We start from the raw sequence: 18,121 nt of genomic DNA, 5'->3' as shown, positions 1-18,121 counted from the left end.
CCACAGGCTGCGCGGAGGTCAGGAGAGACGGATGATCGCGCCGCGACCGGCCGATCAGCTGTGGGAGACCGTCAGACCGTAGAAACCGACCCGGGCCCCCTTGGTGGTGCTGTCCGAGGAGGACTGGTTGTAGGAACCGGCCTTGAAGTACTGCTTGTACGGCTTGAAGGACGAAGGGATGGCGTAGTGGGTCGTGCTGCCGTTGACCGTCAGGTCGATGGTGTTCCCGCCGGAGACGCCGATGGTGTAGGTCCAGGTCTTGCCGATGGACACATGTCCCACCGTGTGCAGGGTCTGACCACCGGACGGGGAGTTCTCGGTGCCCAGCACGATGTCGCCGTTGGAGTGGTAGTAGAGCTCGAGCAGCGGTTTGGTGGACGAGCCCCCGGTGCCCAGGTGGATCTGCCCCACGCACACGTTGGACGTCACGGAGACCACGCGCAGGGTGGCGCTCATCCGGTGCGTGCCGCTGAGCGACCAGTTCGCGGCACTGCCGTCGCGGTTCATCTCCCGTAGTTCGGAGCGGGCGTAGTTGGAGTTGGGCGTGGTGACGCCCTTCTCGGGCGCCCAGAAGGTCATCGCGCCGTCGCGGGTGTCGGTGTAGAAGTAGTCGTCCTGGTAGCCGTTGGCTCCCTGGAGCCTGGACGAGGGGATCGTGGTCGGGGAGCCGGGGGAACCGACCGGCTCCTGGAGCTGCCATATCGACAGGTCGAAGTTCCCGCCGGGCGCCACCTTCGGGTTGGCGGCGTTGGCGCTGCCGGTGCCGAAGACGGCCAGCGTGCCGACGAGACCCGCGACGACGGTCGTCGCGAGGAACTGGGAACGGGTCATGTGGGGGGCCTTCCGAGGAGGGGAGAGCGCGGCGGGCTCACTGCGCCGTCAGCTGGAAGCTCTGCGCGCCGGATCCGTCACAGGTTCGCTGGGTGAGCTGGATGCTGTTGCCCGCCGTGGAGGCGGCGCTGAGGCACTTGCCGCTGTGGCGGGCGACGAAGTGGTAGCGCCCGCCCGCCTCCTGGACCGGCTGCCACTGCTGGTTCTGACCGCCGCCGTAGGACCACAGCTGCAGTGGGGCGTTGTCCGCCTGGGAGCGGTCGGTGACGTCGACGACCTGCTGGGGGTTGCCCCGGGCGGCGATACGGACGTATCCGCCGTCGGTGGCCTGGAACTGGAACTGCTGCGCCCCGGTGTTGTTGCACAGGTACTGCTGGACGGCGGTGCCGTTCGCGGTGGCCGCGGCACGCGTGTCGACGCAGGTGCCGTTCCCGGTGTTCCGCACCGTGTACCAGGCGGTCCCCGAGATCGGATCGGACGGCGGCTGGGTGTCGCCCGCTCCGCCGAGCCACTTGAGCCCGTCGAGCACGAACCGGTTCTGTGTGGCACTGGCGAAGGTGGACGACAGGGTGGTGTTGGTGTCGTAGTTCATCGCGTTGTGGCCGAAGTTGGCGTACAGCATCCGGTACTTGGTGTTCGTCCACAGGATCGGGTAGTAGCCGCTGTACCAGGTCTGGTTGGGGTCGGTGCCGAGCGGGAAGCCGCTCGGGTCGACGGAGGCCAGGATCTTGATGTCCGGGTTCTGGCGCAGGTCGTTGGACCAGCTGTACCACTCGCTGACCGAAGAGGTGAAGCTGGACGGCAGGTTCACGGTCGACGGGTGGGTGCGGTCCTCGACGCGCAGGACGGCAGTCGTCGGTCCCCAGGTGTTGGACTTGAAGTTTCCGCTGCCGAGGAACTGGTTGTGGTACCAGGACCAGCTCGAGGCGTCGGTGGTGAAGGCCGAGACGTGGAAGCCCATCCACGCCCCGCCGTTGCGCATGTACTGCTCGAAGCCGGCTCGTTGTGACGCGGTCTGCGGCAGGTCGTCGAGGAAGAGCACCACCTGGTAACCGTTGACCCCGCCGTTGGCGAGGAGATTCCAGTCGTTGCTGGCGGTGTAGGTGAATCCGTTCGCTGCCGCCTGTCGGGGGAACCAGTCGTTCGCCTCGTGCACGAAACTGATGTGTGCGGCGTCCCATGTGCCGTTGTAGAGGGCCAGAACCTTGAACGGGGAAGCTTGTGTCGTCGCCTGCGCGGGCGGAACGGACAGACCGAGCAGTGCTGCCAGCAGGACGACCAGCCGCAGTACGGCGCGGGTGACCGCAACTGGTCCGCGTGCGCTGCGAGGTGAGGTGGGGGGTGGCACGGCCATGGGGATTCCAGCCTTTCTCGTACGGCTGATGGTGGGGGGAGCCGTGGAGCTGAGTTCAACAGGCTGAACGTTGAGCGCATTCATGGAGCGGTGGTGACCTGTGAACTTAAAGGTCTGAACCAGTCGCGTCAAGAGGTGAAGCGATGAAGTGCGCCAGGGTCGGAGACCTCCGCACTCCTTGAAGCTGGATGACGGGCGGACCCGTCCGTCGCGCCCGGAGTCGACGGGCCTGCGCGCTGCCGCGGACCAGGGGAACCCAAGGCTCCGTAATGACGACATCTCTTCAGCCGGATGTCGTCATCCACCCGCCCAGGTACGGGACTTCCCAGTGCTGAACACACACTGCTAAACAGGACAATGACTTTGCCACCCCCTCAAACACCGCCCCATGAGGACACAAGAGCGCCTGACGAGAGGAACCATGCGCCATGGCCACGCAGCGGGGGGACTCGTCTCCGGACGGTCAGCAAGAGGGCAGCACCGTACGGCTCCGTGTGATCCGGCTGATCGCCACGTTCCTGGCGGCCATTCCGTTCGCCGCCGTACTGAACATCTTCCAGGACTGGCTCGGCGACGGCATCAGTGCATCCCAGACCGGCCTTCTCATCGGGGTGCTGGTCCTGCTCGCTTTTTTGGTCTACGCCACCATGGGCACGTCGTCCGACACGGCCCGCGAAGGACAGCTCACCCGCGCAGAGTTGCGTCGCATGCGCGAGAGCATGGAGGAGTCGTTCGACGAGTTCCGGGATCGCACGGGCGCGTCGATCCGCTACTACCCGGCACGCCGCGGCACCGAGGCAAGGCACCTCGAACAGGCAAGAACCCTGTACCGCAAGGCGGGCGAGGTCGTCGAGAAGGCACGTCAGGGTGATGAGATCCTGGCTGTGAACTCGTTCGTCGAGGTGTTCCAGCAGGGCTCCGACCCGGCGATCGAAGAACTGCAGGAGGCGTATCTGCGCCGCATCGAGAACCGGCTCCTGCACGGCGCCGTCTACCACCGGCTCATTCAACTCCCCTCCCTCGACGTCCTCGACGACCGGTCGCTGTTCCTCTCGGACTCCATAGAGCCGAGTTACCTGGAGCACTACAGGCGGATCGTCGGCCTCACCGCCAACGCCCCCGGCCAGGAGGCGTCCCTGGACGCCGTGAAGGCCAAGTACCCCATCTCCTTCGTGGTGGTGAAGCGCAAGAACAACGGCAGTGTCGGCGGCACCATCATCTGGCAGGTCAACGAGCACATCCAGGTCGGCGCCCTGGCGGAGACGGGGCACTTCCAGCTCACCGGGATCGCCATCGTGGAGGACACCAAGGGCGACGTGACGGACCACTTCATCGACTGGTTCAAGGAGTTGCAGCGTGGTGGACACCGCTCCCTCACCACTCAGGACCTCCGCTCCCGCGAAGACCAGCTTCCCGCGGCATGAGGCCCGAGACAGCGACATGGCCGGACACGAGCGCCTCGTCCAGCGGCTGTTCACCGTCATCGACGAGGAGCACTGGGACGCCCTACCCCAGCTGTTCACCGAGTCCGTCCGCTATGAGCGGCCCGGATACCCGCCCATCTGCGGCATCTCCGCCCTGACCACCTTCTACCGGAACGAACGTGTGGTCGCGCACGGCAGACATGAGATCCACGGGTGCCTCAGCGGCGGGGACCAGGCGTGCTGCTGGGGGCAGTTCTCCGGACTGTCCCGTTCGGGAGACAGCCTCGTGGAAAGGTTCGCGGACTGGTACTGGATCACCGATGGGCTCATCAGTGAACGGAGGACGTTCTTCTACCGTCCGGCGATATGAGCGGTCCGACATCCCGGCCCGGTGCGACGGCCTCGGCAAACCGCTGAGGTGCGGTGGGCGGGGTGTCGGGCAAGGACGGTCTGGTCGAAGCCGGCTCCCGGGCCGGCCGGTATTCGGGAGCGCCCCCGCAAATTGTCGCTGCGCCCTTCGCCGCCCCGGTTATGCTGCCTCGTCCTGAAACAGGCCAGGGAGGTCACCCACCATGAGCAGCACCACGTCGTCCTTTCCCGAGAGGATCGAACTCTCGGGAGAGGGTCTCGTCCTCCGTGACTGGACGGAGGCGGACCTGGCCGCGATGCCGGAGCTGTTCGACCACCCCGACATCGCCTACTGGACACCGATCGTCTCGCCCTTCGACGAAGCGGCCGGCCGCGCCCGGCTGGACCGGGACCGGCAGCTGCGGGCGGAGGGCACGGCCATCCTGCTCGCCATCACCGTCGACGGCGGCGCACCCCTCGGTGAGGTGATGCTCCGGCGCGCCCCCGAGGGCACGGAGCTCGGCTATGCGGTCGGCCCCGCCCACCGCGGCCAGGGGCTGGCGGTACGGGCGGTGCGGGTGATGGCCGCGTACGCCTTCGACGAGCTGGGCGTGAAGCAGGTGATCCTGGAGCTGGAGGCGGAGAACTCGGCCAGCGTCGCCGTGGCCGTCAAGGCGGGCTTCACACTGCTCGACGTGCCGCTGATCAGGGGAGAGGAGAAGGGACGGCCCTTCGCCCTGCAGACGTGGGGTCTGGATCGCCCCTGACCACCTGCTTTCCGGTCAGTGGGCGGGGTCCTTCGGGATGGGGACGCCGTCCGACCGGCCGCCTTCGACCACAGTGTGAAGGTGTGCATACGGAAGCCGTGTCCGGGGTCTACGTGGAAGCAGGTCGGCCCGGACTTCGGTCCGCGCGATGCTGGTGGCACTGGTCCCCCACCGGCCTCGCGGTCGTCGCGGTGGTGCTCGCCGCGGCCGCGTTCCTGACCCTGCGAACCGGCCAGCTGATGCTCAACCTGTGGCTGACCGGCTGGATCGTCTTTCTGATCCACCATGTCGGCGGGCTGCCCGGGCCCACGGCATGGGCACGCGCCGCCGACACGGTGGTCGGCGCCGCACTCGCCGTACTGGTCTTCCTGCTGTGGCCGACACGGTCCACCCGGACGCTGCCGGGCCTGCTCGTGGAATGGCTGCGGGTCCAGGACCGACTGCTCCCCCAGCTGCTGACCGGCTACGCAGACGTCGGAGCAACCGATCTGGCGGCCCTCGACACGCTACGGGCACGATCACGCCAGGTCAGGGAGCACCTCAATGCCGCGGCCAAGCAGTCGCACGCCGAGCCGGCCGAGTACCGCGGCGCCTGGTCGACTGCCCAGATGGATCAGATCACCACCGAGGTGTCCGGGGTCGCCCGGTGCGCCACGCTGCGGCGCGAACATCTGCCGCGTACTGCGCAGGACACGGTGCCGGAGCTCACCGAGCCGGCCGACCCGCTGCACGAACACCTCGCTGCCCTCGCTCGCGCCGCCGCCGGAGCCGAGACGGGTGGCTCCGGGGCCTGAGCTCCGCAACCGTCGACGCCCTCGAGGCCCTCACCGCAACCGCCACGGCCGTCATGCGGCGGCCCCGAAGCCCGCGCGGCGCCCGCGGGGATGATCCGGAAGGTGCCTTGCGCGACCTGACATCGAGCCGGTCGGGAACGCGTACGCCGGTCAGCCGCCCGACGAGTCGCTTACGGGTGCCAGCCCGCTCACCAGGGCACGGGCGTTCCGTCCCAGGAGTAGAAGCCACCGGTGGGGCCGTCGTCCGGCAGCAGGGCCAGGCGGACGGCCCCCTGCGCGGCCTCGGCCGGGTCGCCGCCGGCAGCGGCGGCCCGGGGGTTGAGGTCGGTGGCCCGCAGGCCGGGAGCGAGCGCGTTGACCTTGAAGCCGTCCTCGGCCAGCGTCTGGGCGTAGAGCACGGTCAGGGCGTTGAGGGCGGCCTTGGACGACCGGTAGGCGGCGGCGCCACCGCTTCCAGGGGTGAACTGGGGGTTGGGGTTCGTACTCCAGGTCAGGGATGCGGTGCCACTGGAGATGTTGACGATGCGCGGGCGCGGGGACCGGCGCAGGGCGGGCAGGAAGGCGTTGGTCACCGCCACCACCCCGAATACGTTGGTCTCGTACGTACGCCGGAACTCCTCGACGTCGGTTTCCGCAGGCAGGTCCAGTGACTCCGAGACCCCGGCGTTGTTGACCAGGACGTCCAGGCGCTCCACCTGAGCCGCCGCCCTCACGATGCCGTCGGGGTCCCGCACGTCGAGGACCAGCGGGCGGGCGCCGGCGCCGATCTCCTCGACGGCCTGCTGCCCGCGCCCGGCGTCTCGGGAGCCCACGTACACCGTGAAGCCCTCGGCGGCGAGCAGCCGGGCGATCTGCTTGCCGATGCCCTTGTTGGCACCTGTGACCAGTGCTGTGCGATCGTTCATGGGGACTACGGTTGCCTGGCTCCGGCCGCCCTGCCAGGGACAGCCTGTACCAGGCAGTGGGAGGAGACGGCATGGCACGTCAGGAGCTGGCCCGCTTCCTGCGCGACCGCCGTGCGGGACTGCGACCGCACGAGTTCGGCGTCCGGGCGACCGGCACCGTCCGCCGTACTCCGGGCCTGCGCCGCGAGGAGGTGGCGGAGCTCGCCCATATGTCGGTCGACTACTACACGCGTCTGGAGCAGGCCCGCGGACCTCGGCCGTCGGCCCGGATCCTGGACGCGCTCGCCCAGGCGCTGCGCCTGACACCGGCCGAGCGCAGCCACCTGTTCCGTCTGGCGGGATCGAGCGTGCCGCCCGGCCCCAGCGCCGTACGTGGTGTGCGTCCACACGTGATCCGGATGCTGGAGCGACTGCCGGAGACCGGTGCCATCGTCACCGACGCCGCGTACGACGTCGTCGCCTGGAACCCCCTGGCCCAGGCACTGCTCGGCGGCGACTTCGCAGGCGGGACGACAAACCTGGCCCGGCGCCGCTTCCTGGGTCAAGGGCGGATGCACGAGAGCTCCAGCGCCGAGGAGTTCGGGCACATCGTGGTGGCCCGGCTGCGACGCGCCGCCGACCGCTACCCGCATGACGCGCAGTTGACCGCCATGCTCGCCGAACTGCACGCGGGAAGCGAGGAGTTCCGAGGGATCTGGGAGACGCGTCCGGTCCACGCTCCCGGGCACCGCACCAAGACACTGGACCACCCGAAGGCCGGCGTCCTTCGGTTGAACTGCGACGTCCTGCTCGTACCCGAGGATGATCAGGAGGTCGTCCTGATCACGGCCGACCCCGGATCACCCGCCGCGCGGACCCTGCGGAGCCTGGCCGCGCGGGCGGCCTGAAACAGCGGGGAGGCCGGACCTCCCGTTCTCCGCGGCCGTCGCCCGTCCGGGCGCGGAGCGGGCGCGCGGCCGCGCGCGGTAGCTGAGTTGACGTCGCGGAAGGCACGTGGATCCAGCCGTGCCGGGGAAAGGCACCGCCGGATCCGTTCGTTGCGGCAGATGCGGATCCCGGTCACCGCGCGGGGCGCGTCCGGGATCCACCAGCAGGAGCGGTCCGCTCGGTGCTCCGGCTGAGGTGACGGTCCAGCGGGTGAGCGGGATGGACATTGCGGCTGACCACGGTCCAGCTCGCAGATACTCGGAGCATGAGTGGGGCCCGGAGGGCCCGGCCCCAAGGGAAGTGCTGCCGCTTCGGCTCGGCGCGCCTAGCATGAGAAAAAGGTCCGTTCGTCGAGGCGAGACAGACATGGCGGAACCGGAGATCGACTACAAGGCGGTGTTCCAGGCCCTGCCAGGGGCAGTGGCCCTCCTCACCCCGCAGTTGATCTATGCGGACGTCAACGGGGAATGGCTGCGGATACTCGGCCGCGCTCGTGACCAGGAGATCGGCCGCTACCTGCCCGACGATTTCGCCTCCAGCCCGAACAGCGCGGGCGCGACGGTGGTACGCAACCTCCAGGCGTCACTGCGCCGGGTCGCCGACACTGGCGAGTGCGACGCCATGGAGGTGCAGCGCTTCGAGCCGGAGGGGCTGTACCGACCCGCGGTGAGGGACGAGGACCGGTCGGAGGCTCACGGCCGGCCGGAGACACTGGACGCCCGCTACTGGAGCATGACCAACATTCCCGTCTTCGACTCCAATGGGCAGTTGGTGCTCCTGCTGCACCGGGCCGAGGAAGTCACGGAGTTGATCCAGGCCCGCGCGGTCGCTCTGAGTTTGCAGGAGGCCATGCTGCCCACTCATCGTCCGACCGGGCGCCATCCGGTGGCCGTGCGCTACAGGCCCGCAGGCAGCGCACTGGACGTGGGCGGTGACTGGTACGACTTGGTCGACCTGCCCGGCGATCGTCTGGGCATCGCGGTGGGCGACGTCGTCGGACACGGTCTGTCCGCGGCCGGTGTCATGGGGCAACTGCGCAGCGCACTGAGCGCGTCCTCCCGCGTCGCCCCCGGTCCCGCCCGGGCCTTGGAGGTACTCGACCTGTACGCGCGGTCCGTCGCCGGCGCCGAGAACGCCACAGCGGCCTGCACGTTCGTCGACTGGGACGCCCACGACATCACCTACAGCAGTGCCGGGCACCTGCCGCCGGCCCTCCTGCACGGCGACGGCACCGTGTCATTCCTCGACCAGGCCACCCACCCTCCGCTCGGCGCCCGCCTGGAACACGATGCCTGGCCACAGGCCACCATCGACTTCACCGAGAACGCGTTCCTCGCGCTGTACACCGACGGCTTGGTCGAGCGCCGACGCGAGGACATCGACACCGGCGTCGCACGGCTCGCGGACTGCCTGACCCACCACCGGCGAGCCTCCGACGCGGAGGCTCTCGCCGACGCCCTGCTGAGCGACCTGCTCCCGCCCGAAGGCGTGACCGACGACACCGCCCTCGTCATCGTGCGCCTGTGAACGGGCCCGGGACGTCCACGGGGATACGCCGCCCCTGCCGCGCCTTCTCACTCGAAGACGATGACCTGACGACCGACGACATCGCCGCGGCCCAGGGCTTCCAGATTTTCGTTGATGTCCTCGAGCCGGACCTTGGTGACGTTGTGTCTGACGAGTCCGGCCTCGGCCAGTGAGAGCACCTCGACGAGGTCCAGGTGGTTGCCCCAGAAGGACCCGAGGTAGGACAACTCCGTCCCTACGAAGGGGAACTGACGATGCTCCACGCGGTGGCTCATGAGGCCGACCGCCGCAAGCGCCCCCTCGGGACCCAGCAGATCGAATCCCATGGAGACGGACGCCTCGCTGCCGACGCAGTCCAGGATGGCGTCGACCGTCCGCCGCCCGGTGAGGCGTTCCAGTTCGTCCTGAATGGCCTCGATTGACTTGTCCCTGACGTTGATCCCGTGGTCCGCGCCGTTCTCCGTGGCTACGTCGAGTTTGCTGTCCGTGCGCGCGAACGCCACCACCGTCGCACCGCCTCCGAGCAGCTTCGCATACTGGATCCCGTAGCTTCCCAGTCCGCCTATGCCCGTGACCGCCACAGTGCGGTCGGGTCCGAGCTTGCCTGCGTCCCGCAGCTTCCTCATGCCTCGGTACGGGGTCATGCCGGCGTCTGTCATCGGGGCAAGGAGCTCGGGAGTCTTCGCCGCCTCCTCGGAGACCCGGATCGCATGCCGGTGCTCCACGGCCATGTACTCGGCGAAACCCCCTGGAGGGCCGAAGCCCACCCACCTGCCGTTGCCACTGCACAGTTGCTCGTTGCCTTCGCGGCACTGCCGGCACGTACCGTCTCCCCAGCTGGGGTTGACGACGACCATGTCACCCTCTGAGTAGCCCACTGCCGACGGTACGGCGCTGCCCAGGTCCGCCACTCGGCCCGTGACCTCATGACCGGGTATGTAGGGGAGATCCACCGGGAACGGTCCCCTGAAGTAGCCGTCGAGGAGCTGGTAGTCGCTGCGGCACATGCCCACTGCGGCCACCTTCAGGAGAATCTCGTCCGGCCCGATCTCAGGTACCGGGACCTCTTCGATCCGAAGGGGTTCCTGGTATCCGTGCATCCGGGCTGCTCTCATCTGCATCACGTGTGCCTCGCTTTCGCCGGCAAGCGGAAATGCGGCCAGGGCCGTGCAGCGTGGGCAGGACTCGGGGTCAGGTGTCGGTCACCGAGTTCGCCCGCTTCGGATATGACCATGTTCGCGTGACCCCACCGGCGGCGCATCCGGTGGTGTGCCGGTGATCGGCAGCGGCTTTGGCGGGTGTTCGCCGGGTGGCGGCGGTCGGGCCGCGGGCTCGCGAAACGCCGTGTATGGCATGCCTCCGCCGTTGGGACATTGCGTTCCGAGGGTCGAGCGAGAGCGCGAAGGATGGGTGAATTGCCGGTTTTGTCAAGTGGTCATACGGTGGATTGGGCCGGACCGGCCGGTCGGCGCAGGCCCTCCGGCGCCTGAGCAGGTCCAGTACGGCTCGCGACGCGTCTCGACCACGCCGCCCGGGAGCAGACTGCAACCTGACACAGAGCGACCCGGTCCGGCGCTTCCCGAGGACTGCCATGATCAAGCCCTATGCCCCCTACGACTTCATGCCGCCGATCATCACCTTCTCGGTGACCTCCGAGTCCCTGGCCAACGGCGGGCAACTGGCCCAAGAGCAGGTGAGCGGCATCTTGGGGGCGGGGGGATCGGACATCTCGCCGCAACTGAGTTGGGCAGGCTTCCCGGAGGAGACGCGGAGCTTCACTGTGTCGATGTTCGACCCGGACGTCCCAACTGCTTCCGGGTTCTGGCATTGGGCGGTGGCCAACCTGCCCGCATCGGTGACCGACCTTCCGGCCGGCGCGGGCGACGGGAAGGATCTGCCCGGCGGCGCGATCACGCTGGCCAACGACGCGGGCCGCAGAAGGTACCTCGGTCCGGCGACACCGCCGGGCAACGGCCCGGACCGCTACTTTCTCGTGGTGCACGCCGTCGACGTGGAAGCACTGGAGGTGTCCGCGGAAACGCCCCCCGCCTACCTCGACTTCCTCCTGTTCAGCCACGCACTGGCGAGAGCGACCATGTACGGCACGTTTGAGCGACCCTAGAGGTTCGTGGGCCCGGCGCCATGAGCTGTGCCGGTGCCGGCTGGACGACGGCTGCCGGGCCACTGTGATTTCCCGCCCGACGTCGTGACGCCGACCAACGGTGTACGGTCTCCCGCAGGTGATCACGAGAAGGGGTGGAGTTGGCCGGACGTTGGTACTCGGCCCTGGGCCTGAACGTGCTGCTTGGGATTCCCGGCGTGATTCCGATCTGGATGTTGTGGTACATCGCGGCGAACTGGCCGCTCGCGGGCCTTGGAGTGACAGAGCGGGAGCCGACCGAGAACGACGGCCTGGGTGTGGGTCTGGTGGTATTCGGACCCGTCGTCGCAGCGGGTGCACTTCTGTGGTGGCTGGCCAACCGGCCCCTTGCCCGACGGACCCGGCTCGCAGCGCATCACTATTGGCTGCTCAGCCTCCTCGGCACATTGGTCCCCACCGCCACGCTCATGGTCATCTCGATCTGAGCCGTCGACGCTTCGCCGTCCGCGCCCACGTGGACGCCGCGTGCCGGAGACGGCAACCCCTGACGCCAACCCTTCGGCAGTCTCAGGGCGGCCTCGACCCCGGCTGCGACGGAGAGAAGCCGTCTATGCCTCGAACTCGTGGTCGTGGGGAGTCCTGCGGCGCTTGTGGCGGTTGATGAGCAGCCGGGCGAAGCAGAAGACGGAGCAGGCCGGCCCTGCGTAGAGCAGGGGCGCCGCCCACGGCCACACCACTTCGGTGCTGTGGTCGCCGGTCCAGTGACAGGTGACGGACGGAGGGAAGCTGTCCACGTCCACCGATGTCAGGCTGTAGTCCCGGCGGGCATCGATGTACACGCCGTCGCCGGTCTTGTCCCCGCATATGTCGAGCGGGTTCGTGAAGGCGAGCCCGTAGACGGTTCCGGCGCCGTAGGCGGCGAGCGTTGCTGCGATCCCGATCACAGCCCAGCGGGCCGGCCCGGAGGGCTTCCTCCAGGTCACCCACAAGGCATACGGAACCGCCCCGACAACGACGAGGAGGAGCGTGATCACGATCGGGCCGAACATTGCGAACAACGGCACCTTGCGCCCTGACGTTACGTCCAGCGGGGAAAGTTTCTGGTCACGAGCACCATCTCGTCATTGCATTATGACCGACCGGCTCTCTCGGCGCTGCCGTGGAGGGTGAGTTGTTCGCCGGGATCCAGTGACCGGATACGTGGTATCGGGGAGTTCAGCAGCCAGAGCACCGACAGCGCTCCTCCGACGGCGGCCGTGACCAGCGTCGCCCTCAGCCCGAAGAAGGTGGCGAGCACGCCTCCGACCACGGCACCGAGGGGGCGTATGCCGTAGTTGACGGTGCTGTACGCACCCGCCACGCGGCTCCGCATGCCGTCCGGGGTCACCGCGGTCTGGAGGGAGTTGAGGTTGACGTCGAACAGCATGACGCCGAACCCCACGAGAAACTCGGCTCCGGCCAGCGTCCCTGCGGCTGCCCATGGCGGACCGCCGGCGGCGGCGATGATGGCGATGGGGGCGGGGAACAGGACCGCGCCGACAGCGATGCTCCGTCCCACTCCGATCCGGAGCGAGATCCTCGGGGCGGTCACGGCGCCCAGCAGCGCCCCGATGGACCCGACGCCGAATGCCAGTCCGATGGTCCCCGCGGACAGCTCCAGCACCCGGTCGGCGAACAGCACGATGAGACCGGTGCCTGTGAGGAAGGTGAAGAAGTTGACGGTCGTCGCACAGCCCAGGCTTGCCCGGAGTATCGGGTGGCGGACCACGAAGACCAGTCCGTCTCGGGCGCGGTGCAGCAGTGAGTCCGCCGTCGGCCCGAGGTTGCCTTGGACCGGTTCGTCGACCCGTACCGTGCCGATGAGCGCCGCGGATGCCAGAAAGGACAGTGCGTCCGCGATCAGGGCGAGAGGCGCGCTGAAGGCCTGGACGAGGGCACCGCCGAGCGCGGGTCCCCCGACGAAGGAAGCCGAACGGCCTGCGCTGAGCTTGCTGTTGGCGTCGACGTAGGAGGACGGCGGCACCAGGTGGGCGAAGAAGGGCGGATAGGCGGTGTTGAACACCACCCCGGCGAGGCCCGTCAGTACTGCCACCGCATACAACTGGCCGAGCGTCACCGCGTCCAGGAGGTACGCGGCCGGCAGCGTGAGCAGCACGCCCGCCCGCATCAGATCGGCGAGAATCAGCAGGCGTCGCTTGTGGACTCGCTGATCCACCCAGGCGCCCAGCACGATGGCAAGGAGATTCGGGGCCCAGATCAACGCGGTCAGCCATGCGACCTGGCCGGCCGAGGCGTTGAGCGCCGCCACGGCGATCAGAGGCAGCGCGAGCTCGGTGATCCGGTCGCCGAACTGCGAAACCGTCTGTCCGGCCCAGAAGCGCAGGAAGCGCCGGTCCCTCCACAGTGGCGCCCTGGGCGCCGTGGATGCCTTGGGTGCCGTGTCCGGTGTGGAGGTCACTCCGTGTCTCCTCTCCGCTCCTCTGCTGCCGCCTCCGGCAGGAAATACCGCAACAGCCGCACATCACGGCTGCCGTGCGGTCGCTGTGCCGGATCGCGCATGACATACGGGGCGAGGACGGCTTCCATCGCGTCCTCGATGGCCGCGAGTTCCTCGGCGGTCACGACCACCCGGGTGTTGGCCAGGCCCGCGATCCTCCGCCACTGCGGCTCGAGTTCCGGCTCGGTTTCGGACAGCCATCGGTGAGGGAGCTCGGCGGCACCGGCGAACATCTGCCGGGACAGCGCATGGGCGGCCGACTGCCCCTCGTCGCCTTCGGGGACTTCGAACCGGAATCCCCGTGCGACGGCCTCCCATCTCCGCTCCCGCCGGTCCCCGCCCGCCTCGGCGTCGCGGACCAGTCCGAAGCCCGCGAGGTGGCGCAGGTGCCAACTGGTCACGGAGGGGGTGGCACCTACGTGCGGAGACAACTGCGTGGCCGTGGCGGGCCCGTACCGCTGCAGACGTTCGAGGAGAGCAAGCCGCACCGGATGCGCCAGCGCCCGCATGGCTTTCGGATCGGTGATCTCAATGTCACCCAGACGATTTCCCTGCACCATGATGTGAGAGTGTTCTCTCACAATCTTGGAGAGTCAACTCCTGTGCATCGGACGACGTCTACGACGTCCCGGGAACTTGTGGACGAGCCGCGGCAGTTGCTGCGCCGATCCTCTTGGGAAGACCAACAGGGCACCGTTGCAGTGCCCCTGAGGGCATCCCGACGCCCCGCCGTTCCCTCCCCTGGCGGAACCGTCTGTTCCCGTTGCATACCGGGATGTGTCTGTCACCCGGCGTTCACCCTTTGACGGGGGGAACGTTGGGTTCCGAGAGCACGCTCCCCCGCGTGAGACGTATCGCAGGAATCGTCCTCGCGGTACTGCTGATCGGCGGTGTGGTGGCAGCCGTCGTAGCAGGCCGTGAAGGTAAGGACACGGGCACGGCAACGAAGACCGTGCGAGGAGTGATCGGTTCGGAGAAGGCCGACTTCTTCGCCGATCCCGCCGTGGTGAAAGCCCTCGCCGCCAAGGGCTACACCGTCAAGACGGAGACCTCCGGCTCCTGGGCCATGGAGGATCTCAAACTGGACGGGTACGACTTCGCCTTCCCCTCCAGCCAGGCACCGGCCGACGCACTGGCCGACAAGTACCACGCACGGCAGCCCCTGCCGCGGCCCTTCTACTCACCGCTGGTCGTCGTGGCGCACCGCAGCTCCGCCCAGGTGCTCGCCGCGAACGGGCTCGCGACCCTGGACCATGACCGCGGCACCCTCCACATGGCCGCCTACCTCGACGCGGCACGCCACGACCGCACCTGGCAGCAGCTCAAGGGGGCCCGGTCGCATGCGGAGTTGACGGGAACTCTGTACATCGCGACCACGGACCCGGAGACCTCCAACTCGGGCGCTCTGTATCTCGCCGCGGCGAGCTACGTGGCCGGTGGTGGTCGCGTGGCGGCCGGCAAGTCCGACGTAGACCGCACGGCACCACTCATGCACAAGCTGATCAGCGTCCAAGGCGCTCAACAACCCAGCTCGGACGCGGCGTTCCGCGACTTCGTCAGCGGTGTCGGCAATCCGCTCGTCCTCGTGTACGAGTCCCAGGTGGCCGCCCTCCTCCACGACGGCCAGGGCGTGGACGACCTCACCGTCCTCTACCCGGACACGACGGCCAACAGCGACCACACGGTCGTACCGCTCACGCAGGCCGGCCGCGACCTCGGTGAACTGCTCAGCACCGACCCCGCGTTGCGCAAGCTCGCTGTGCGGCACGGGTTCCGGCCGCAGGGCGACAGCGCCGAATTCACGGCGGCCACGGCCCCGTTCGCCTCGTACATCAACCAGAAACTGACCGGCATCCGGCAGGTGCCCGTGCCCACCTCCGCGGTGTTGCACGAGATGGCGCGCCGGGCCCGGAACTAGGGGGGAACCACATATGACGAACACCGACAACGAGGCATTGACCCTCACCCCGCCCGAGCCGGTGGCACCCGTGCCCCGGGAGAAGGCCGCCGGGCTCGTGCCGCTGGACGACTCCGTCCGCGACGACATGGCCAGGAAGGCCGCCGGCTACGTCGAAGGGCTCGCCTCGCTCGACGCCCGCTCGCCCGAATTCGCGGGGAAGATCGGGGAGATCACGGCCCTGGGCGCAAGCGACATGCGTGCAGCCTCGGCACAGTCCAACCGCATGCTTGAGCGCACCGTGCGCAGCCTGCCCGGAAAGGGTGAGGACGCCCAGTCCCGGGTCGGCGGCTCGCTCGTCGAACTGCGCCGCGTGGTGGAGGACCTGGACCCCCGCGACATGCCGGCGAGCAAGGGGCGCAAGTTCCTCTCCCGGCTCCCCGGCGGCAACAAGCTGCGCGACCACGTCGCCAAGTACGCCTCCGCACAAGGAACCTTGAACAAGATCGTGGGATCCCTGCGCGGCGGTCAGGACGAGCTGCGCCGCGACAACGCCGCCCTGCAGACCGAGCGGGTCCGCCTGTGGGAGACCATGGGCAAGCTCCAGGAGTACGTCGTGCTCACCGAAGCCCTGGACACGGCGGTCGAGCAGCACATCTCCGGCGTCGAGGCGAGCGACCCGGCCCAGGCCGACACACTCCGCGCGGACGTGCTCTTCCCCGTCCGGCAGAAGCACCAGGACCTGCTGACCCAGCTCGCGGTGTGCGCGCAGGGATACCTCGCGATGGACGTCGTACGGCGCAACAACGACGAGCTCATCAAGGGCGTGGACCGGGCGGCCACCACCACCGTCTCGGCCCTGCGTATCTCCGTGATGCTGGCCTCGGCCCTCGACAACCAGCGCAAGGTCGTCGACCAGGTCAACGCCCTGCGCGGCACGACCGAGGATCTGATCCGCGGCAACGCCGAGATGCTCGCCACGCAGAGCGGTGAGATCCAGCGCATCGCCGCGGACCCGGCCGTCGGCGCGGAGACCCTCCGCTCGGCCTTCCAGCAGATCTATCGCACCCTGGACGCCATCGACACCTACAAGGCCCAGGCGACCGAGACGATGGCGGTCACCGTGGAGTCGCTGACGTCGGAACTGCAGCAGGCGAGTGCGTACCTGCAGCGGAGCCGGTCGCAGGGTGCCCTGGAGGGAGGCCTCGCGTGAGACGACGCCTCGCCCTGATCGCCGGCCTCGCCCTCCTGCTGACGGCCTGCACCACACAACACCAGCAGTCCGAGGACGACGGGGCGCAGCCCCGGCCCGGCACCCTCCGCGTTCTCGCGTCCAGTGAACTGAGCGACATGGCCCCGGTCCTCGACCAGGTCCGCAAGAGCACCGGTATCACGGTCCGCCCCACCTACATCGGCACTCTCGATGCCGTGGACCTGCTCGCCAAGGGCAAGGCGGACGGCGCATACGACGCCCTCTGGCTGTCCTCCAACGACTATCTCCGGCTGCGCCCCGACGCCGCCAAGAAGGTCGTCTCCGAGACACCGGTCATGTCCAGCCCGGTGGCCATCGGTGTCCGTGCCCAGACCGTGCGCTCCCTCGGCTGGAAACCCGATCACGTCACCTGGTCGCAGATCGAGAAGGCCGTGCAGGACGGCAGGCTGACGTACGGCATGACCGATCCTGCCCGCTCCAACTCGGGCTTCTCGACACTGATCTCCGTGGCGTCCGGTCTGTCCGGCGCCCAGTCCGCCCTCACCGACGCGGACGTCGAGAAGGCCACCCCGAAGCTCAAGGAGTTCTTCAAGGGACAGAAGCTGACGTCGGGGTCGTCCGGCTGGCTGGCCTCCGCCTATGCCCACCGGGGCAACGTCGACGCCCTGCTCAACTACGAGTCCGTCCTCAAGGGCATCCCGGGCCTGACCGTGATCCGCCCCCGCGACGGCGTCGTCACCGCCGACTATCCACTCTCCTCTCTGGCGTCGTCCGATCCCGACACACGCGACGAGGTCCGCCGGCTCGCCGAGGCGCTGCGCACCCCGGCCGTACAGCGGCTGATCACCGAGCGCACCCACCGCCGCCCGGTGGTCGCCTCAGTAGCGCCCGGCCCGGGGCTCGACACGAGCCGGCGCCGCGAACTCCCCTTCCCGGGCACCCGTTCCGTCGCCGACCGGCTCCTCGACTCGTACGAGAACAAGCTCCGCCGGCCCTCCCGCACGGTGTACGTGCTGGACACCTCGGGTTCGATGGAGGGCGAGCGCCTCGAACGGCTCAAGACGGCCCTGCTGGACCTCACGGGAGATTTCCGCGACCGTGAAGAGGTCACGTTGATGCCGTTCGGCTCGGAGGTGAAGAGTGTGCGCACCCATATCGTCGAGCCCACCGATCCTCAAGGGGGCCTCGACGCGATCCGCGCGGACACCCGAGCCCTCGAAGCCGGTGGCAACACCGCGATCTACACATCGCTCGAAAAGGCCTACGAGCACCTCGGTGACGACCGCGACACCTTCACGTCGATCGTGCTGATGACCGACGGTGAGAACACCAGCGGGTCAAGGGCCGGTGAGTTCGACGGCTTCCATCGCGGTCTCAGTGGCCACCAGCGCGACATCCCCGTCTTCCCCATCCTGTTCGGCGACTCCGACAAGACGGAACTGGAGCACATCGCCGAACTCACCGGCGGCCGTCTCTTCGACGCCCAAAAGGGCTCGCTCGACGGGGCCTTCGAGGAGATCCGTGGCTACCAGTAGG

18 protein-coding genes are annotated in these 18,121 nt (G+C 68.5%); 11 read left to right on the top strand and 7 right to left on the bottom strand.

The features are described 5' to 3' along the window. Positions 1–54 precede the first annotated feature (54 nt). Positions 55–831, bottom strand: a complete 777-nt coding sequence (locus RCR19_RS37410) for a polysaccharide lyase family 7 protein (RefSeq protein WP_331269183.1) — start codon at positions 829–831, stop codon at positions 55–57. A 37-nt stretch (positions 832–868) separates the two neighbouring features. Next, entirely contained in the window at positions 869–2,185 is a 1,317-nt protein-coding gene (locus tag RCR19_RS37405) for a ThuA domain-containing protein (RefSeq protein WP_331269182.1), read from the bottom strand. A gap of 428 nt (positions 2,186–2,613) precedes the next feature. On the opposite strand from RCR19_RS37405, the gene RCR19_RS37400 reads away from it, so the two are divergent. The 4 genes from RCR19_RS37400 (at position 2,614) to RCR19_RS37385 (ending at position 5,518) form a co-directional block, all read left to right on the top strand. Continuing rightward, positions 2,614–3,609: a hypothetical protein gene (locus RCR19_RS37400; RefSeq protein ID WP_331269181.1), complete on the top strand. Its 996-nt coding sequence runs from the start codon at positions 2,614–2,616 to the stop codon at positions 3,607–3,609. Between the two features lie 16 nt (positions 3,610–3,625). Beyond that, positions 3,626–3,979, top strand: a complete 354-nt coding sequence (locus tag RCR19_RS37395; RefSeq protein WP_331269180.1) for a nuclear transport factor 2 family protein — start codon at positions 3,626–3,628, stop codon at positions 3,977–3,979. A gap of 202 nt (positions 3,980–4,181) precedes the next feature. After that, positions 4,182–4,724: a GNAT family N-acetyltransferase gene (locus RCR19_RS37390; RefSeq protein ID WP_331269179.1), complete on the top strand. Its 543-nt coding sequence runs from the start codon at positions 4,182–4,184 to the stop codon at positions 4,722–4,724. Between the two features lie 83 nt (positions 4,725–4,807). After that, positions 4,808–5,518, top strand: a complete 711-nt coding sequence (locus RCR19_RS37385) for a hypothetical protein (protein WP_331269178.1) — start codon at positions 4,808–4,810, stop codon at positions 5,516–5,518. A 188-nt stretch (positions 5,519–5,706) separates the two neighbouring features. Here the strand turns inward: RCR19_RS37385 and RCR19_RS37380 are convergent, their stop codons facing one another. Then, positions 5,707–6,423, bottom strand: a complete 717-nt coding sequence (locus RCR19_RS37380) for an SDR family oxidoreductase (protein WP_331269177.1) — start codon at positions 6,421–6,423, stop codon at positions 5,707–5,709. Positions 6,424–6,494: 71 nt separating this feature from the next. On the opposite strand from RCR19_RS37380, the gene RCR19_RS37375 reads away from it, so the two are divergent. Together RCR19_RS37375 and RCR19_RS37370 are read left to right on the top strand one after the other, a co-directional pair. Continuing rightward, positions 6,495–7,310 carry a helix-turn-helix transcriptional regulator gene (locus RCR19_RS37375; RefSeq protein WP_331269176.1) on the top strand — a complete coding sequence of 272 codons (816 nt, stop codon included), beginning with the start codon at positions 6,495–6,497 and terminating at the stop codon, positions 7,308–7,310. 406 nt (positions 7,311–7,716) lie between these two features. Continuing rightward, on the top strand, positions 7,717–8,877 hold the full coding sequence (locus RCR19_RS37370) for a SpoIIE family protein phosphatase (RefSeq protein WP_331269175.1): 1,161 nt from the start codon (positions 7,717–7,719) through the stop codon (positions 8,875–8,877). Positions 8,878–8,924: 47 nt separating this feature from the next. On the opposite strand, the gene RCR19_RS37365 is transcribed toward RCR19_RS37370, so the two are convergent. Further along, positions 8,925–9,998: an NAD(P)-dependent alcohol dehydrogenase gene (locus RCR19_RS37365; protein WP_331269174.1), complete on the bottom strand. Its 1,074-nt coding sequence runs from the start codon at positions 9,996–9,998 to the stop codon at positions 8,925–8,927. Between the two features lie 470 nt (positions 9,999–10,468). On the opposite strand from RCR19_RS37365, the gene RCR19_RS37360 reads away from it, so the two are divergent. Together RCR19_RS37360 and RCR19_RS37355 are read left to right on the top strand one after the other, a co-directional pair. Further along, positions 10,469–10,999 (top strand): YbhB/YbcL family Raf kinase inhibitor-like protein, encoded by a 531-nt coding sequence (locus tag RCR19_RS37360; protein ID WP_331269173.1) that lies wholly within the window; start codon positions 10,469–10,471, stop codon positions 10,997–10,999. Positions 11,000–11,133: 134 nt separating this feature from the next. After that, positions 11,134–11,463 carry a hypothetical protein gene (locus RCR19_RS37355; protein ID WP_331269172.1) on the top strand — a complete coding sequence of 110 codons (330 nt, stop codon included), beginning with the start codon at positions 11,134–11,136 and terminating at the stop codon, positions 11,461–11,463. A 123-nt stretch (positions 11,464–11,586) separates the two neighbouring features. On the opposite strand, the gene RCR19_RS37350 is transcribed toward RCR19_RS37355, so the two are convergent. From RCR19_RS37350 to RCR19_RS37340, 3 genes are all read right to left on the bottom strand, one after another. Further along, entirely contained in the window at positions 11,587–11,961 is a 375-nt protein-coding gene (locus RCR19_RS37350) for a hypothetical protein (protein ID WP_331269171.1), read from the bottom strand. Between the two features lie 146 nt (positions 11,962–12,107). Next, complete coding sequence (locus RCR19_RS37345) at positions 12,108–13,436, bottom strand: MFS transporter (protein WP_331269170.1); 1,329 nt, start codon at positions 13,434–13,436, stop codon at positions 12,108–12,110. Next, the gene (locus RCR19_RS37340; RefSeq protein WP_331269169.1) at positions 13,433–14,035 is read right to left on the bottom strand and encodes a helix-turn-helix domain-containing protein; all 603 of its coding nucleotides are present in this window, start codon (positions 14,033–14,035) and stop codon (positions 13,433–13,435) included. Before RCR19_RS37340 ends, RCR19_RS37345 begins: the two co-directional genes overlap by 4 nt. Positions 14,036–14,319: 284 nt before the next feature. On the opposite strand from RCR19_RS37340, the gene RCR19_RS37335 reads away from it, so the two are divergent. From RCR19_RS37335 to RCR19_RS37325, 3 genes are read left to right on the top strand one after another with little or no spacing between them, the layout of a single operon-like run. Further along, complete coding sequence (locus RCR19_RS37335) at positions 14,320–15,393, top strand: hypothetical protein (protein WP_331269168.1); 1,074 nt, start codon at positions 14,320–14,322, stop codon at positions 15,391–15,393. A 13-nt stretch (positions 15,394–15,406) separates the two neighbouring features. Next, positions 15,407–16,585: a toxic anion resistance protein gene (locus RCR19_RS37330; protein ID WP_331269167.1), complete on the top strand. Its 1,179-nt coding sequence runs from the start codon at positions 15,407–15,409 to the stop codon at positions 16,583–16,585. Continuing rightward, the gene (locus tag RCR19_RS37325; RefSeq protein ID WP_331269166.1) at positions 16,582–18,120 is read left to right on the top strand and encodes a VWA domain-containing protein; all 1,539 of its coding nucleotides are present in this window, start codon (positions 16,582–16,584) and stop codon (positions 18,118–18,120) included. Before RCR19_RS37330 ends, RCR19_RS37325 begins: the two co-directional genes overlap by 4 nt. Position 18,121 lies beyond the last annotated feature (1 nt).

The organism is Streptomyces sp. WAC07094 (assembly GCF_036320405.1).
GTDB classification, from domain to species: Bacteria; Actinomycetota; Actinomycetes; order Streptomycetales; family Streptomycetaceae; genus Streptomyces; species Streptomyces lannensis.
This window is presented reverse-complemented; position numbering and strand designations above follow the sequence as displayed.

What these genes read in the sequence shown, in the direction of transcription:
- RCR19_RS37380 (WP_331269177.1), bottom strand. Translation starts at nt 6,423, where the DNA reads ATGAACGATCGCACAGCACTGGTCACAGGTGCCAACAAGGGCATCGGC.
- RCR19_RS37405 (WP_331269182.1), bottom strand. Translation starts at nt 2,185, where the DNA reads ATGGCCGTGCCACCCCCCACCTCACCTCGCAGCGCACGCGGACCAGTT.
- RCR19_RS37390 (WP_331269179.1), top strand. Translation starts at nt 4,182, where the DNA reads ATGAGCAGCACCACGTCGTCCTTTCCCGAGAGGATCGAACTCTCGGGA.
- RCR19_RS37395 (WP_331269180.1), top strand. Translation starts at nt 3,626, where the DNA reads ATGGCCGGACACGAGCGCCTCGTCCAGCGGCTGTTCACCGTCATCGAC.
- RCR19_RS37410 (WP_331269183.1), bottom strand. Translation starts at nt 831, where the DNA reads ATGACCCGTTCCCAGTTCCTCGCGACGACCGTCGTCGCGGGTCTCGTC.
- RCR19_RS37365 (WP_331269174.1), bottom strand. Translation starts at nt 9,998, where the DNA reads ATGCAGATGAGAGCAGCCCGGATGCACGGATACCAGGAACCCCTTCGG.
- RCR19_RS37340 (WP_331269169.1), bottom strand. Translation starts at nt 14,035, where the DNA reads ATGGTGCAGGGAAATCGTCTGGGTGACATTGAGATCACCGATCCGAAA.
- RCR19_RS37375 (WP_331269176.1), top strand. Translation starts at nt 6,495, where the DNA reads ATGGCACGTCAGGAGCTGGCCCGCTTCCTGCGCGACCGCCGTGCGGGA.
- RCR19_RS37330 (WP_331269167.1), top strand. Translation starts at nt 15,407, where the DNA reads ATGACGAACACCGACAACGAGGCATTGACCCTCACCCCGCCCGAGCCG.
- RCR19_RS37360 (WP_331269173.1), top strand. Translation starts at nt 10,469, where the DNA reads ATGATCAAGCCCTATGCCCCCTACGACTTCATGCCGCCGATCATCACC.
- RCR19_RS37400 (WP_331269181.1), top strand. Translation starts at nt 2,614, where the DNA reads ATGGCCACGCAGCGGGGGGACTCGTCTCCGGACGGTCAGCAAGAGGGC.
- RCR19_RS37370 (WP_331269175.1), top strand. Translation starts at nt 7,717, where the DNA reads ATGGCGGAACCGGAGATCGACTACAAGGCGGTGTTCCAGGCCCTGCCA.